General features: G+C 58.2%; 14 protein-coding genes and 1 tRNA gene. 7 read left to right on the top strand and 8 right to left on the bottom strand.

The genetic code is table 11. The features are described 5' to 3' along the window. Positions 1–52: 52 nt before the first annotated feature. The 5 genes from FEU76_RS10310 to FEU76_RS18785 form a co-directional block, all read right to left on the bottom strand. Positions 53–2,764, bottom strand: a complete 2,712-nt coding sequence (locus FEU76_RS10310; protein ID WP_144982724.1) for an HAD-IC family P-type ATPase — start codon at positions 2,762–2,764, stop codon at positions 53–55. A 169-nt stretch (positions 2,765–2,933) separates the two neighbouring features. Continuing rightward, positions 2,934–3,010 (bottom strand) — tRNA-Pro (locus tag FEU76_RS10305). A gap of 122 nt (positions 3,011–3,132) precedes the next feature. Then, positions 3,133–3,945 carry an inositol monophosphatase family protein gene (locus tag FEU76_RS10300; RefSeq protein WP_144982721.1) on the bottom strand — a complete coding sequence of 271 codons (813 nt, stop codon included), beginning with the start codon at positions 3,943–3,945 and terminating at the stop codon, positions 3,133–3,135. Between the two features lie 121 nt (positions 3,946–4,066). Further along, positions 4,067–4,546: an anti-virulence regulator CigR family protein gene (locus tag FEU76_RS10295; protein WP_144982719.1), complete on the bottom strand. Its 480-nt coding sequence runs from the start codon at positions 4,544–4,546 to the stop codon at positions 4,067–4,069. Between the two features lie 191 nt (positions 4,547–4,737). Then, positions 4,738–5,172: a pilin gene (locus FEU76_RS18785; protein ID WP_144982716.1), complete on the bottom strand. Its 435-nt coding sequence runs from the start codon at positions 5,170–5,172 to the stop codon at positions 4,738–4,740. A 242-nt stretch (positions 5,173–5,414) separates the two neighbouring features. Here FEU76_RS18785 and pilB point away from each other — a divergent pair, with 242 nt between their 5' ends. The 6 genes from pilB to FEU76_RS10260 are packed head-to-tail and all read left to right on the top strand — an operon-like array spanning position 5,415 to position 11,056. Then, positions 5,415–7,172, top strand: coding sequence for a type IV-A pilus assembly ATPase PilB (pilB, locus tag FEU76_RS10285; protein ID WP_096923035.1), 1,758 nt, complete (start codon positions 5,415–5,417; stop codon positions 7,170–7,172). Positions 7,173–7,180: 8 nt separating this feature from the next. Next, positions 7,181–8,410, top strand: coding sequence for a type II secretion system F family protein (locus FEU76_RS10280; protein ID WP_144982714.1), 1,230 nt, complete (start codon positions 7,181–7,183; stop codon positions 8,408–8,410). A 41-nt stretch (positions 8,411–8,451) separates the two neighbouring features. Continuing rightward, positions 8,452–9,294 (top strand): prepilin peptidase, encoded by an 843-nt coding sequence (locus tag FEU76_RS10275; RefSeq protein WP_144982712.1) that lies wholly within the window; start codon positions 8,452–8,454, stop codon positions 9,292–9,294. 12 nt (positions 9,295–9,306) lie between these two features. Beyond that, positions 9,307–9,906 (top strand): dephospho-CoA kinase, encoded by a 600-nt coding sequence (gene coaE, locus FEU76_RS10270; RefSeq protein ID WP_096923038.1) that lies wholly within the window; start codon positions 9,307–9,309, stop codon positions 9,904–9,906. Positions 9,907–9,940: 34 nt separating this feature from the next. Then, positions 9,941–10,174 carry a DNA gyrase inhibitor YacG gene (gene yacG, locus FEU76_RS10265; protein ID WP_039178088.1) on the top strand — a complete coding sequence of 78 codons (234 nt, stop codon included), beginning with the start codon at positions 9,941–9,943 and terminating at the stop codon, positions 10,172–10,174. Positions 10,175–10,186: 12 nt separating this feature from the next. Further along, complete coding sequence (locus FEU76_RS10260; RefSeq protein ID WP_144982710.1) at positions 10,187–11,056, top strand: DNA replication terminus site-binding protein; 870 nt, start codon at positions 10,187–10,189, stop codon at positions 11,054–11,056. 9 nt (positions 11,057–11,065) lie between these two features. Here FEU76_RS10260 and FEU76_RS10255 read toward each other — a convergent pair whose 3' ends face one another. Beyond that, complete coding sequence (locus FEU76_RS10255; RefSeq protein ID WP_144982708.1) at positions 11,066–11,395, bottom strand: hypothetical protein; 330 nt, start codon at positions 11,393–11,395, stop codon at positions 11,066–11,068. Between the two features lie 365 nt (positions 11,396–11,760). On the opposite strand from FEU76_RS10255, the gene FEU76_RS10250 reads away from it, so the two are divergent. Next, complete coding sequence (locus FEU76_RS10250; protein ID WP_039178094.1) at positions 11,761–12,600, top strand: helix-turn-helix transcriptional regulator; 840 nt, start codon at positions 11,761–11,763, stop codon at positions 12,598–12,600. Positions 12,601–12,726: 126 nt separating this feature from the next. Here the strand turns inward: FEU76_RS10250 and FEU76_RS10245 are convergent, their stop codons facing one another. Together FEU76_RS10245 and rpsA are read right to left on the bottom strand one after the other, a co-directional pair. Then, positions 12,727–13,101, bottom strand: coding sequence for a histone-like nucleoid-structuring protein, MvaT/MvaU family (locus tag FEU76_RS10245; protein ID WP_039178096.1), 375 nt, complete (start codon positions 13,099–13,101; stop codon positions 12,727–12,729). A gap of 293 nt (positions 13,102–13,394) precedes the next feature. Beyond that, entirely contained in the window at positions 13,395–15,074 is a 1,680-nt protein-coding gene (rpsA, locus tag FEU76_RS10240; RefSeq protein ID WP_039178097.1) for a 30S ribosomal protein S1, read from the bottom strand. Positions 15,075–15,143: the final 69 nt, after the last annotated feature.

Raw genomic sequence — 15,143 nt, 5'->3', positions numbered from 1 at the left:
ACCTCTTAACGCTCTGACGTTGCCGCTGCCTGCCCATGGCAGGCGGTGGCACTCACCTCCTCCGGCGCAAGATGCTTTTTTCCACCTCGACCACGCCATACACGGCCATGCTTCCCATCAGAATGGCGAGCCAGTGGTGAGCAGAAAGCCCCTCGCTGACCAGCACGAACTGCAAGAAGGGTAAGTAGGTGAACCCCAATTGCAGCAGCAGGACCAACCCGATGGCAAGCCACACCGGCCGACTGCCAAAAACGCCTTTCCAGGTCAGCGTGCTGTTGAGCAAATAGCGGCTATTGATCAGGTAAGCGGCACTGCCCGCCACCAGCATGTTGACCGCCCCCGTGCGGGCCAGCGCTTCGCTACCCCCCTGCCCCAGAATCCAATTGAACATACCGAATACGCCCAGCAGCAGCAGTAGCGACACGAACACCACGCGCCAAAGCAAAAAGAGATCCAGCAGCGGCGCTTTGGGGTCCCGGGGCGGGCGCTGCATCAGATCCTTCTCGCCAGATTCGAACGCCAATGCCAGGCCCAGCGTAATGGCCACCACCATGTTCACCCAGAGCGCCTGCAGCGGAGTCACCGGCAGGCTCGTGCCCGCCAGCACGGCCAGCATGATGGCCAGCCCCTGGGCACCGTTGGTGGGCAGGATGAAGGTAATCGTCTTGCGAATGTTGTCGTAAACCTTACGCCCCTCTTCGATGGCGTGGACGATGGTGGCGAAGTTGTCGTCGGCCAGCACCATTTGCGAGGCATCCTTGGCCGCTTCCGTTCCTTGAATGCCCATGGCGACACCCACATCTGCCCGTTTGAGCGCCGGGCCATCGTTGACCCCATCACCCGTCATGGCGCATACGCCTCCACGCGCCTGCATGGCCTTGACCAGCCGCAGCTTGTGCTCTGGCGACGCCCGAGCAAACACATCCACCTCCAGAATGATCGCTTCGAGCTGCTCATCGGTCATGGCCTCCATTTCACGCCCGGTCAAGGCCCGCTCGGTGTGCTGAAATCCCAGCTGCCGCGCAATGGCCAAGGCAGTGGCAGCATGGTCTCCGGTGATCATCACCGGGCGAATACCGGCGCGCTGGCAGCGTTTCACCGCCTCGATGGCCTCTTCACGGGGCGGGTCCAACAGCCCTATCAACCCCAGCAGGCGCAACCCCGACTGCACATGAGGGTGATCGAGCTCAGCGCCTTCTTCCATTGGCTTCTCGGCAATCGCCAGCACCCGCAAGCCTTTCGAGGACAGCGCTTCGATATGCGCCTCCCACTCGCTGGCCACCAGCGGGGCTTCGCCTTCATCGGTGATCACATGGCTGCTCATTTCGATAATGCGATCCGGCGCACCCTTGACCAGCAGCTGCCGCCCACCCTTAAGGTCATGCAGCGTGGCCATGTACTTGTGCTCTGACTCAAAAGGAATCGCATCGAGACGCGGGTACTGCTGGCGCAATGCAAGGTGATCGAGCCCCGCTTTCTCGGCGGCCACCACCAGCGCCCCTTCAGTAGGGTCGCCAAAGATGCGATAGCGTTCATCTTCCTGGTGCAGCTCGGCATCGTTGCACAGCACGCTGGCCAACAGGCAGCGCTGCAAGGCAGGCTCATGGGCCAGTCCATTGCACTGCTCCTCGGCGGCAGCTCCTTCCCGGTATAGCTTGCCATGCGGGGCAAAGCCGATACCCTCGAGCGTGAAACGGGCATCCTGCAGCCAGATTGCCTGGGCAGTCATCTCATTACGGGTCAGCGTGCCGGTCTTGTCGGAGAAAATGGTGGAAATCGAACCCAGCGTTTCCACGGCGGGCAGCCGCCGGATGATGGCCCGCCGCTTGGCCATGCGCTGAACGCCTAGCGCCAGGCCAATGGTTACAATCGCAGGCAGGCCTTCGGGAATGGCCGCTACCGCCAGGCCCACGGCCGCCATGAACATCTCGCCCAAGGGCTGCTGATGCAGCCAGTTACCCAGCAGCGCCGTGATCCCAGCGGCCAGCAGGATAAACACCGCCAGCACTCGGCCAGCTCTATCCAACTGCTGTAACAATGGCGTCTTGATCTGCTCAACACTGCGCAGCAGCTCGGAAATTTTGCCAATTTCCGAGCGCCCTCCGGTCGCCACCACCAAGCCACGGGCGTTCCCCTGCACGACCAGCGTGCTGGCAAACGCCATGTTCGAACGCTCGGCCAGCTCGGTATCGTGGGCCAGCGGCGCGGGCTGCTTATCGACGGGCACCGACTCACCGGTCAGGGCAGCCTCATCGGTTTTCAAGCGCCGTACTTCCAGCAACCGAACATCCGCAGGTACGCGATCCCCGCTCTCGAACAGCACGATATCCCCCGGCACCAGCGCCTCGGCGGGCACCGTGGTACGCTGGCCATCGCGCAGCACGTTTGCCTGGGGAGACAGCATGTTGCGAATACTGTCCAGCGCCTGCTCGGCCTTGCCTTCCTGGAAAAAGCCGATCAAGGCAATAATCAACACCACGCCCACGATGGCGGCCGCATCGACCATGTGGCCCAGCAGAAAGCTGGCCACCGCCGCGACCACCAGAATCAGCATCAGGATATTGGCAAACTGCGCCAGCAACCGCTTGTACCAGGGGCGCCCCTGGGCCTGCTCCAGGCGGTTTTCTCCATACTGAGCCAAACGCGCCGCTGCTTCCTCACAGCTCAAGCCTTCACGGGTCGCCGACTGTTGCGCCAATGCTTCGTCTACCGACAGCCCATGCCATGCCTCGGGCGTTGCAGCCTGCTTGCCTGTGCGACTCATCCCTGCCTCCTGATCGATGCGCTTGAGTAGACCTTCCACCTGCCCAAGAGCATACCGTACCCGGCTGCACAGAATGATTTCCACCGTTCAAACCTTGACGTATATCAAGAGACACCAACATGAGCCAACGAAAAAAGCCGCTGCAATAAATGCAGCGGCTTTTCGATATTGGTCGGAGTGACAGGATTCGAACCTGCGACCTTTGCAACCCCATTGCAACGCGCTACCAAGCTGCGCCACACTCCGATGCCCGTTGGCTTTCGCTTCAGGACGGTGCGTATACTAGCGCTTTATCAGCCAAATGAAAAGCCCTTTTTGCGCTTTCTTTTCAAATGCTTGCCGTGTTGCGTTGAAAAGCACCCATCAGGCTAGCGATCCGCGTTTGTCAGCAGCGTCGCCATGGCATCGTACACGCCGGGGGCGGTTACCAACAGCTGCTCTGGGAAAAGGTCGGCAGGAATGCCTTCCGGCACCTCGACCAAATGCCCCACGCGTGCACCGGCTTCCCGGGCGATCACCCAACCTGCCACAAAATCCCAGGGGGATACGGTTTCGTAATAGGCATCCAGGCGCCCACAGGCGATGTCGCAGATATCCAGCGCCGCCGCCCCGTTGCGCCGGATGTCCTGGCAGTGGGTCAATACGGCTTCGAAACGCGGCAGCAGAGCCTTGCGGGCCTGCTTGTCGTAGGGAAACCCGGTACCGACCAGCGTGCTGGCCAGCGTTTCGGCACCGCTGGGCTGGATAGGCCGCTGGTTGCAGTAGGCCCCCAGCCCTTGGGCAGCGCTGAAGGTTTCATTCAGAAACGGTGCGTGAACGACGCCTACCTTGCCCACGCCCTGCTCGATCCAGCCAATCGACACCGCCACATGGCGCTGGCCCTGGGCAAAGTTCACCGTGCCATCGATAGGGTCCACGACCCATAGTTGCTCGGCGGGATGATAGAGCGCCTGTTCGGGGCTCAGCTCTTCGCTTAATTTTGCCTCACCGGGAAAGTGCTCTTCCAAGCGCTGGCTGATTCGCTGGTCGACAGCGACATCGACATCGGTGACCAGCTCCATGCCGTCTTTAAGCCGTTGGGCGAAGTTCTGCTGCTCGCGCGCCTCGCGGATCATCTGCCCCGCCTCTTCGGCGATGGTAATTGCCAGCGCCAGGCGCGCTTCCAGGGTATACGCTGCCATCAGGTTGCCTCTTCTAACGAACAATGGATGAGTCAATAGAGAGATCAGCATAAGCGCTAGCCGATGGCATTACCATGAACGCTCGCTCAAGCGACTGACCTCAACACGCCCCAAAAGCTCGTTATCGCAGGGCATCTACCAATATATCTACCACCACCCGTGTAGCGGCTTCGATGAGCACCACGTCTGCCCCGACGCGCTCCCACTCATAGCCTGGGTAGCGTGGCAGTTGCTGTGCAATGGGGCCATCGAAGCGCTTGGCGATCCCCGGCGGTAGCGGCTTGCCCCGCTCCAGCTGGCGTTGTATGCCGGGCGGCAGCGGCTCGGCGCGGGGGGCTTCGTACTGGCGCAGCAGGCCGAGCAGCTCCCGCTCGTTGATACGCGGCAGATCGATATAGCGCTCCGAGCGATGCTCGCGATCACGGCGATATTCATGGCGATGCTCCCGCTGATATTCCTGACGATGCTCACGCCCACCCTGGCCCGCCTGCTGCTCCTGGTGGCCACGGGCGCCATGGGCGGGTGCATGCGCAGGCTGAGCACTCGCCAGGCCGTGCCAGCACAATGTGGCGATTACAACGCCTAAAGTGATGAGTTTCATAGCAAGCTCCGTTGGTGAATTTGTCTAGCCAGAGCTTTGAGTGTAAAAGACAATTGCGCAGAGAGTATGGAAGCAGTCAAGGCTATTAAAACTCATACAAAAGCCGCCATAAAGGCGGCTGAATAATGCACAAACTAAATATTAATTAGTAAATAAATTCAACACTTTTAGTCTTTTTGACAGGTCAATTACTAACGACAAGCTTGCGGAAGCTGCGAAACATCTGCGCTTGCCGCAGCAGTCTCAGGCCTTGGAGAACAATCCCACGAATTATTCACCCGAGTAAAAGTAAAATTGGTAGATGTAAGTAATGCTTGCGTTTCAGCAGCAGCCGCATCTGAGTCGAAGGTGGTTAGCGTGATGTTATTATTGGGCAGCCCTAAAGGTGTACTCACTGTAGCTGCGTCTCCTGGGTTGTTAGAAGAGACTTCCACATCTACTAAGGCACGATAGGAGTTGAGTTCTCCAAATTCGGATGCAAACGTAGCTCGCTCTACATAATTCTGATACTGAGGCACACCCACAGCAGCAAGCACGCCAATAATCGCCACCACGATCAGCAGCTCGATGAGGGTGAAGCCCTGCTGCTTGAAGCGGCGGGGTTGGTTGGGTTGGGTCGTTTGCATTGCGAGGTTCCCTTGCGGTGTAGGAGTCATCAGGCCAAAGCTTACTGAACATCAGCCTTGCTTGCTGATTACATTAGCTTACCCACCCCCCCTTGGCAACCAGCTTTATCCTCCTGACATGCCCCGATAATCGGCCTATTTCACGGTATGGAACCTGTAAGCGGCTGGTACCTCAGGAACAGTAAATATGGTACAACCCTCAGCATTGCATTCCGTTTCATTTGCCCGCTGCCGAGTATGCCATGAGCCAACCTGCCCCTGAGTCTACGCTGAGCCATGCTGCCCTGAACGGGGGGTTGCGCGGCATCGCCAAACGGCTGGTCAAGCACGGCCTGCTTACGGATGCCCAGGCAACCATTGCAGAAAGTACTGCTGCCGAACTCCAGATTTCGCTGTTGCAGCATGTGGTCGATAGTGGCTTGGTCCCCGCCGACGAGGCCGCCGTCGCCGCCGCCTGGGAGTACGGCCTGCCAGTGGTGAACCTGGAAGCCCTGCGCGTTACCGCCCTGCCTGCCGCCAACGATTACCCCGTCAAGATTCTGGAGCGACTGGGCATTCTACCGCTGGCACGTCACGGCCATCGCCTCACTGTGGCGGTGCCTTACCCCGCCACGCTGACCCAGCTGGACGAGCTGCAGTTTGCCACGGGGCTTAGTGTGGACGGCGTACTGGCGCCAGCGGATCAACTGCGCGACACGTTGGCGCAGTACCTGGCGCAAAACGAACGCAGCATGCTGGATGAGCTGGAAGACGTGGATGATGCCGTCAGTGAGCTCAACATCATCCAGCACGAAGATGGTAGCGAGACCACGCTGGACAAGGCGACCCAAAGCGGCGAAGACGCGCCAGTCGTCAAGTTCGTCAATAAAATCCTGTTGGATGCCATCAGCCGGGGCGCTTCGGATATTCACTTCGAACCTTACGAGACTCAGTATCGCGTGCGGTTTCGCATCGACGGCATGCTGGTGGAGATTGCTCGGCCACCGTTTGCCCTTCGCCATCGCATTGCTGCGCGCTTGAAGATCATGTCACGGCTCGATATCTCCGAGCGTCGCCTCCCCCAGGATGGCGCGTTGAAGCTGCAGCTGTCACGCACCCGCTCGATCGATTTCCGCGTCAACTCGCTGCCCACCGTCTGGGGCGAGAAGGTCGTACTGCGGATTCTCGACCCCACATCTGCTCAGTTGGGGATCGACCAGTTGGGGTTCACCCCAGAACAGCAAACCGCCTACGAGAGTGCGCTCAAAAAACCCCAGGGAATGATCCTGGTCACCGGCCCTACCGGTAGCGGTAAAACCGTGACCCTGTATACCGGCATCAATATCCTGAATCAGGTGCAGCGCAATATCTGTACGGCGGAAGACCCGGTGGAAATCAAGGTATCCGGCATCAATCAGGTCAACGTATTGCCCAAGATCGGGCTCAATTTCGCCAGCGCCCTGCGCGCCTTCCTTCGCCAGGACCCGGACGTGGTGATGGTCGGCGAGATCCGCGATCTGGAAACGGCGGAAATCGCCGTCAAGGCTGCACAAACCGGCCACCTGGTGCTCTCCACCGTGCATACCAACTCCGCCGCCGAAACCTTGACGCGCCTCGCCAACATGGGGGTGGCCACGTACAACATTGCCAGCTCGGTAAGCCTGATCATCGCCCAGCGGCTGGCGCGCAAGCTATGCAACCAGTGCAAAGCACCTGCCGACATTCCCGCAGAAGCGCTGCGCAAGGCGGGCTTTAGCCAGCAGGACATTCGCCATGCCACCATTTATCATGCGGTGGGCTGCAAGCAGTGTACCCAAGGCTACAAGGGCCGGATCGGGGTGTACGAAGTCGTACCCATCAGCGACGACATGCGCCAGTTGATCATGCGCGACGGCAACGCCATCGAGATCGATCAGCAGGCCAGGCGCGAAGGTCATCCCAGCCTCTACCAAAGTTGCCTCGGCCGCGTGCTGGATGGCAGTACCAGCCTCGACGAAGTTAACCGTATCAGCAAGGAGTGACCCCTCGCATGGCCAAAGCCAAGGCGCGCCGCGCCAAACCGGCCCCGTTGCATCGCTGGAAGTGGTCTGGCAAAGGCCCACAGGACCGCCCGATGAAGGGGGAGCTGATCGGCAGAACCAAGGCCGATATCGTCGATCAGCTCGCCAAGCAACGGATCGTCGCCGGCAAGATCCAAAAACGCAGCAGCTTCAGCGGCCGAGGCAAGGTCAACAATGTCGATATCATGGTGTTCGCGCGGCAAATGGCCACCATGGTGCGCGCTGGCATTCCCATCCTTCAAGCTCTCCAGGCGGTCTCCGAGAGCCTCAAAAAACCCGCCATGGTGGCGCTGACCCAGCAGATCATGGAAGACGTCTCTTCCGGTGACAGCCTCTCCGCGGCCATGGCCAAGCACCCAAAGCAGTTCGATCGCCTGTTCGTCAATCTGGTAGATGCCGGTGAGCAAGCCGGTGCCCTGGACCAGATGCTGGAGCGTATTGCCAGCTACAAGGAAAAGGTCGAATCGCTGAAAAATCGCGTCAAGAAAGCGCTCTGGTATCCCACGGCGGTCATGGCCATCGGGGTCGGGGTCACCATGCTGCTGCTGATCAAGGTGGTCCCGGAGTTCGAAAGCATGTTCCAAGGGTTTGGCGCAGAGCTGCCAGCGCTGACACAATTTACCGTCAACCTTTCCGAGATGGCCCAGCGCTACTGGCTGCATGCCATCGGCGGGCTGGTGGGCAGTGTGATGCTGCTCAAGGCCGCGGCTCGGCGCTCTCCAAAACTTGCCTACCGACTGGATGGCCTGCTGCTCAAGCTGCCGGTGATCGGTGACATCATGCATAAATCGGCGGTATCACGTTTCACGCGGACACTGGCAACGACCTTTGCTTCCGGGGTGCCGCTGGTAGAGGGGCTGGAAACGGCGGCGGGCGCCGCCGATAATCGTGTTTATATTCGGGCCATCAACGAAGTGCGCCAGGACGTGACCACCGGCCAACAGCTGCACTTTGCCATGCGCATGACCAATCGCTTCCCTGCACTGGCTGTGCAGATGGTGAGCATTGGTGAAGAGGCGGGCTCGCTGGATGCCATGCTCAACCGAGTGGCCGACTACTATGAAGAAGAAGTAGACAACAAGGTCGATGCGCTGACGTCGCTGATGGAGCCCCTTATCATCGTGGTATTGGGCGCCCTGGTAGGCGGTGTCGTGGTTTCCATGTACCTGCCCATCTTCGAAATCGGCACGGCGCTTTAATCGCTCGGCCATCGACACTCTTATTTCACCTCAGGATCTCCATGGGCTTATCGCCAATCTTACTGCTTGCCATCTCACTGGTGCTGGGGCTTTGCCTCGGCAGCTTCTTGAACGTCGTCATCACGCGACTACCCGTCATGCTGATGCGCCAATGGCGCAACGAAGCCCTGATAGCGCTGGAACAGCCAACCGAAGCACACCCCCGCTTCAACCTGGCATACCCTGCCTCATTGTGTCCTTCATGCGAGCACGCCATTGCCTGGCACGACAACCTGCCCCTGCTGGGCTGGCTGAAACGCCGTGGGCGCTGTGCCAACTGCCGCACCCGCATCAGCCCCCAGTACCCCGTTGTGGAGCTGATGGGCGGGCTGTTGGCGGTGGCCGTGGTGCAATTGCACGGCGCAACGCTGGCCAGCCTGTTTCTGTACGCTGCCTGCTTGACGCTGCTGGTACTGGCGATCATCGACCTGCGTACCTATCTGCTGCCAGACATTCTCACCCTACCCCTGCTGTGGATGGGGCTACTGTATCAGCTGCTGTTTCAACCGCTGATGCTGCCCAGCGCCGTGATCGGCGCCATGGCGGGTTACTTGATCCTCTGGAGCTTCTACTGGCTGTTCAAACTACTCACCGGCAAGGAAGGCATGGGGTTTGGCGATTTCAAGCTGCTGGCAGCCCTGGGGGCGTGGCTCGGCTGGGAAATGCTGCCACTGCTGCTGATCGTCTCGGCAGGCCTTGGGGCCGTCATCGGCCTGGGCGTTCAAGCCATGATGCCCAAGCTTCGCGGCCAACCCATGCCCTTCGGGCCTTTTCTCGCCCTGGCGGGCTGGTTAGGGCTTTTGGCGGGCAATGAGCTGATGGCCCTTTATCTCTCACTCTTCTGATCGGAGGCGATAATGATCATCGGATTGACAGGCGGTATCGGCTCCGGCAAATCGACCGTGGCGCGCGCATTTGGCGAACTAGGGGCAGGCTGGGTAGATGCCGACGATATCGCTCGCGAAGTGGTCATGCCCGGCGAGCCTGCACTGGCAGCGATTACACAACGTTTTGGCCAACAGATACTCGATGCCGATGGTGGCCTGAACCGCGCTGCGCTGCGTCAGATCGTTTTCAGCGACCCCGAGCAGCGCCGCTGGCTGGAAAGCGAAACCCACCCGCGCATTCGGGAACGCCTGCAGTTGCGGCTAAAGGAGCTTGCTCTGAACTCGCCTTATGTTTTGCTGGTATCGCCACTGCTGTTCGAGTCGGGCCAGGATGCGCTGGCGCAACGCACACTGGTGGTCGATGTACCGGAGGCGCTGCAGCTATCGCGCACTTTAGCGCGCGACGGGGTGAGTGAAGCCCAGGTGCGTGCTATCCTCGCCGCCCAGCTATCGCGCCAGGAACGGCTCAGCCGTGCCCATGACGTGATCGACAACAGCGGCAGCCTGGAGCACCTGCAGCACCAGGTCGTCACGCTGCATCGACGCTACAGCACGATAGCGCACGATTGAGTAATGCACGATTGAGTCATGAGAGGAGAGATGCATGAAGAGCGCTGCCAACGATGCCCCACTGGAAGTCGCCTGCCCACAATGTGCCACGCCCGTGACCTGGAGCGCACAAAGTACCTATCGACCGTTTTGCAGCCAGCGCTGCCAGCTACTCGACCTGGGTGCCTGGGCCGACGAGTCGCACCGTATTTCCGGCGAGTCGGCCATGGACGAAGCGGATATCGATACCCTGCTGGCTCAGGCCGATCGCGATGCCCCACTCTCCTGAGGACTAGCCAAGATGCCCCCATCGGCCTCGCCCGCCTACCGCCTGCTGCATGAACTGGATGACCGTTTCGATCGGTTGATGCAAGCCATTGAGCAAGCCGTTTCGCTTTATGAAACCCAGCCGTTGCCCATGTGGCGCTTCGATGGCCTCAGCGACCCCGGCTGGGTAAGGCATGCACTGTTGGATATGTGGCATCAGCAAGCTCAGGATGGACGCGAAACGCGCAATTATATTGGAGTCATCGCAGCGGACGAAGCGCTATTGAAGGCCTTTCAAGACGTCAATCATGCCAAACAGGCCATCAGTGACTGGCTCAGGCACATCAAACAGGCCCACCCAGCTGCATTGAGCGAAGCCAAGCAGCGGCTACCACGCCGCCACCCTGACCTCGACAGCGTACTGCGTCAGAGCGGGCTGGCCAGGCTGCACTTGAAGCAGTGCTGGCGGCTACTCCCCATCGCAGAGGCTCCCGTCGCCAGAATACGCTTTGCCTGGTATACCAGCGGCCGCTCCATCAAACGCCTCAGCGTCCAGGAGGCGGAACAGAAATTACTGCAACTGGATACCGAAGCCCCTCATGTGCGTATCCAATTACGCAAGCTGGCCAGCCTGCCCAGCCAAGAAGTGTTGGCCCAAGTTCAGAGCCAAGCCCCGCTGATGCGCGCCAATCTTTTCTACACCGAACCGCTGGCAGATGGGCATACGCGACGGGCGCTCAATGTGGCCATGCCCCTCGTGGTACCTGCCCCAGAGGGGCGCTTACCGGATATCAAGCCACCCCCACCCTCAGCGCCCACCACCCGCACCCGTGCAAAGCGCCGGGATGAAAAGCTGGAGAGTGAGGTGTTTCTGCCCAGCCTGCGGGTCTTCCGCTACCGTTAGCAGACCCCTTCACTCACCGGATATTTCCTCCAACGCCCACACATTGTACTTGAGCAACGTATCGATCAACTCGCGCAGCGCCCCTGCCGATTGGTCGTACTCGGCCATCAGCGCATGCAGGCGCTCGCCGAACAGCTCATCACGCCGCTTCTGTTGGTCCGCCTGATCTTCTGCTTCTAGCTCGGCCAAGGAGCGCACCGGAGGGCCGGTGGGAATATCGAAATCACTGTCAGGGTCTTCCAACTGACGCAGTGCTTGGGCAAAGGCGTCATCCAGCTCACGAAACTTGCGCAGCTTCTCACGCTCATCCAGCTGTTTAGAAACCTTGTGATATTTCATTGATGTTTCATCTACACCTTACGAAAAATGGTCGACAAACCTGAGAACAGGCCATTTTAATCAAAAACTGTGCACAAACGCGTATTCTTGAAGTGCAAACTTGCCTTTGCTACCGCTTGGAAGCATAAAGACAGCAGCGCGAAGACCTCACCATCGGTAACAATGATTAACCGAACAGGTGATTTAAGCTAATACCTTTTACGTCATCGTCGGCAAGGAACAGCCACTCTGTCTATCTCCATGCCTTGGCACATACTGCCACCAGAGATGGCCTACCAGGTCATGAGTACCCATACGCACCGGGAGAGTGCACTGACAGGTCAGTCACAAGCTACCTGTTTGAACCACGCATAGGAGGCCAGATAGTGTTCAATGCAATGTCGCGAGCTGAGATCTGGCTGCAAGACTCGCTTGATCAACCACTGAGTATCGAAGATCTTGCCAGTCACTTGGGATATTCAGCATCACAGGTGCGGCGTCAATTCCGCCAATGCTTCAGCATGTCGCCCCGAGCGTACCGAGAGCAACGGAGACTGGAGCGTGCAGCAGTGCTGCTGTCGTTGACCCAACAAAATATAGCGCATATCGCCGCGCAGTGCGGCTATGTGAATCATTCTTCCTTTTCACGCGCTTTTCAACGACGCTACCAGCTGTCTCCCAGGCATTATCGCCAAGCTGTCAACGATATGCATCACCTGATACCCCCGGCAAAGTCATTTACCACGGATATAAAGCAAGGCAGCCCTCGTCAAGCCGTCTATATGCGTATCTACAAAGCGGCACACGCCATTAGTGGCTTGGGCAACCGCAAGCGCCATTCCAACCATCTCTCCTGTCTGGAAGCTCAGCTCGGCGGTTCTACGCCCGCTGTGGCTCTCCCCGACCTGCTGGCAGACAAGATCTCTGCGCTCAACAGTACGACGAAGCAGTATAAATTACGCACCGATATCGGGCTGCATCTCGAAAACCAGACGGGCACCGATAGCGTAGCCCTACCCGTAGAATATCGACGTATCGATATTCCCTCACAACACTATGCGGTAACGCTGTTTGATGATTTTAGCGAGCTCGCTGATGCGTTGACGGCGACACTGTGTCAATTGCACTATCACCAGAGCCTTTATCACATTAGCGGGGGCGCACCTCATGTGCTGTGGCGCAAGGAGCACCTGGAACTCAAGGTACCCTTGCAACGCCTTACATAGTCACTGTACGACGATGCACGAAAGAGGCTGGGAAGTTATGGAGAGCATTACCTGGCCTCGATGGCAACACTGCGATACCGCTAAAACAAAACCGGCACTTCTGGGAAGAAATGCCGGTCGAGAAACTTAATCTTCCAGACGAACGAGCCAAGACTCGACGGTATCATCGCCGTGCTCGTCTTTCCAGCTGCGCAGGCCTTTGTGATTACCACCGCGAGTTTCGATCACTTCACCCGTGTTCGGGTTCTTGTAGATCTTCAGGCGGCGCTTGCGGCGAGTAGCAGCAGCCGGTGCCTTGGGAGCGCCACGCTGGTCAGCAGCGGGGTCCAGCAGAGCGATGACATCGCCAGGGCGCTTGCCGAACTCGGTCATTAACGCTTCCAGCTTGGCTTTAAACTCGAGCTCACTTTTCAGACGCTGGTCGTTTTCCAAGCGCTGCAGTTCTTCCTGAAGCTGCTTAAGCTGCTGTTCTTTTTGGATGTAATCATTTAACAGAGACATGGGAGGTCCTTTTAGAATGAAGATAACTACCTTGGCACTGAGCCGGGAAACTCAACACCGACTATTTCAGGATGCGGGCACATTATTGCCTTAAATCCGCTGATTGACAATAGTCTAGTTGATTTTAGCGCCTTTACTAAACAATTTTATACACTCTTGCGCTATTTAAAGGCGCCATGACAATTGCAAACCCCTTTTATAGCAACGCCTGCAACGCTTAATCACAACGTATTTTAAAACCACAGAAACAAAAACGCCGCCCCAAGGGCGGCGTTTTTCGAGACAGGACTAAATTAGTCTTGACCCATTTGCTGCTTGATCAGATCACCAATCGTGGTCGGACCACCGGCAGCTTCCGGCTCTTGCTCACGCAGTTTCTTCATGTTCTGACGCGTGTCATCCTGCTCTTTGGCTTTCACGGACAGAGCAATCTGACGGCTCTTGCGGTCAACGCTGACGATACGCGCTTCGACGCTGTCGCCTTCGCTCAGCACGTTACGCGCGTCTTCAACGCGATCAGCACTGATTTCAGAGGCTTTCAGAATCGCGATGACGTCGGTAGCCAGCTCGATGTGAGCTTCTTTGGCGTCAACTTCCACGACGCGACCCGTCACGATGCTGCCCTTGTCGTTGACGGACAGGTATTCGGCAACCGGATCGGAATCCATCTGCTTGATACCCAGAGAGATGCGCTCGCGCTCGGGGTCGATAGACAGGATAACGGCTTCTGCCTCGTCGCCTTTCTTGAAGTTGCGAACCGCTTCTTCGCCGGTTTCTGTCCAGGAGATGTCGGACAGGTGAACCAGACCGTCGATACCGCCTTCCAGGCCGATGAAGATACCGAAGTCCGTGATGGACTTGATGGTACCAGAAACGCGATCGCCCTTGTTGTACTCGGCGTTGAAGGTTTCCCACGGGTTAGCAGTGCACTGCTTGATACCCAGGGAGATACGACGACGTTCTTCGTCGATATCGAGCACCATGACGTCAACATCGTCGCCCACTTGAACGACTTTAGACGGATGGATGTTCTTGTTGGTCCAGTCCATTTCAGACACGTGAACCAGACCTTCGACGCCTTCTTCCAGCTCGGCGAAGCAGCCGTAATCGGTCAGATTAGTGACCACTGCCTGCACTTTCATGCCTTCCGGGTAGCGCTCTTTGATGTTGACCCACGGGTCTTCACCCAGCTGCTTCAGACCCAGAGAAACGCGGTTGCGCTCACGGTCGAACTTCAGCACTTTGACGTTGATCTCGTCGCCAACGGCAACGATTTCAGACGGATGCTTGATACGCTTCCACGCCATGTCGGTGATGTGCAGCAGGCCATCGACACCGCCCAGATCTACGAAAGCACCGTAGTCGGTCAGGTTCTTGACGATACCCTTGATTTGCTGACCTTCTTGCAGCGTCGCCAGCAGTGCTTCACGCTCGGCGCTGTTTTCGGCTTCAAGCACGGCGCGACGCGAAACAACGACGTTGTTACGCTTCGGATCCAGCTTGATGACTTTGAAGTCCAGCTCTTTGTTTTCCAGGTGCGCAGTGTCGCGAACCGGACGAACGTCAACCAGAGAGCCCGGCAGGAAGGCACGGATGGAGTCGACGTCGACAGTGAAGCCGCCTTTGACTTTACCGTTGATCACGCCTTTGATGATTTCGTCTTTCTCGAAGGCCGCTTCCAGAATCTTCCAAGCTTCTGCGCGCTTGGCTTTTTCACGGGACAGGCGAGTTTCGCCGAAGCCATCTTCCACGGCTTCCAGCGCAACGTGCACATCGTCACCGATCGCGATGGTCAGCTCACCATTTTCGTCACGGAATTGTGCCGCAGGGATCTGACCTTCGGATTTCAGACCAGCGTTGACGGTAACCCAGTCACCGTCGATGTCGACAACTTGAGCCGCAACAATGGCGCCCGGCTCCATGTTGATGTCGTTAAGGGACTGTTCAAACAGTTCAGCAAAGCTTTCGCTCATGGTTTTCCTACGTGATCAACGTTGTTGAGGCATAACTGCCTTCTCCGTACCACCAGCGAGTACGGGCCT

Origin of the sequence: Halomonas sp. C22 (assembly GCF_007655045.1) — a bacterium.
GTDB classification, from domain to species: Bacteria; Pseudomonadota; Gammaproteobacteria; order Pseudomonadales; family Halomonadaceae; genus Vreelandella; species Vreelandella hamiltonii.
Note: the sequence above shows the minus strand (reverse complement) of the source record. Positions and strands in the feature narration are given on the sequence as shown.

Bases quoted from the DNA above. Each gene is read 5' to 3' on its own strand.
- FEU76_RS10310 (WP_144982724.1), bottom strand. From the start codon at position 2,764: ATGAGTCGCACAGGCAAGCAGGCTGCAACGCCCGAGGCATGGCATGGG.
- FEU76_RS10300 (WP_144982721.1), bottom strand. From the start codon at position 3,945: ATGGCAGCGTATACCCTGGAAGCGCGCCTGGCGCTGGCAATTACCATC.
- FEU76_RS10295 (WP_144982719.1), bottom strand. From the start codon at position 4,546: ATGAAACTCATCACTTTAGGCGTTGTAATCGCCACATTGTGCTGGCAC.
- FEU76_RS18785 (WP_144982716.1), bottom strand. From the start codon at position 5,172: ATGCAAACGACCCAACCCAACCAACCCCGCCGCTTCAAGCAGCAGGGC.
- pilB (WP_096923035.1), top strand. From the start codon at position 5,415: ATGAGCCAACCTGCCCCTGAGTCTACGCTGAGCCATGCTGCCCTGAAC.
- FEU76_RS10280 (WP_144982714.1), top strand. From the start codon at position 7,181: ATGGCCAAAGCCAAGGCGCGCCGCGCCAAACCGGCCCCGTTGCATCGC.
- FEU76_RS10275 (WP_144982712.1), top strand. From the start codon at position 8,452: ATGGGCTTATCGCCAATCTTACTGCTTGCCATCTCACTGGTGCTGGGG.
- coaE (WP_096923038.1), top strand. From the start codon at position 9,307: ATGATCATCGGATTGACAGGCGGTATCGGCTCCGGCAAATCGACCGTG.
- yacG (WP_039178088.1), top strand. From the start codon at position 9,941: ATGAAGAGCGCTGCCAACGATGCCCCACTGGAAGTCGCCTGCCCACAA.
- FEU76_RS10260 (WP_144982710.1), top strand. From the start codon at position 10,187: ATGCCCCCATCGGCCTCGCCCGCCTACCGCCTGCTGCATGAACTGGAT.
- FEU76_RS10255 (WP_144982708.1), bottom strand. From the start codon at position 11,395: ATGAAATATCACAAGGTTTCTAAACAGCTGGATGAGCGTGAGAAGCTG.
- FEU76_RS10245 (WP_039178096.1), bottom strand. From the start codon at position 13,101: ATGTCTCTGTTAAATGATTACATCCAAAAAGAACAGCAGCTTAAGCAG.
- rpsA (WP_039178097.1), bottom strand. From the start codon at position 15,074: ATGAGCGAAAGCTTTGCTGAACTGTTTGAACAGTCCCTTAACGACATC.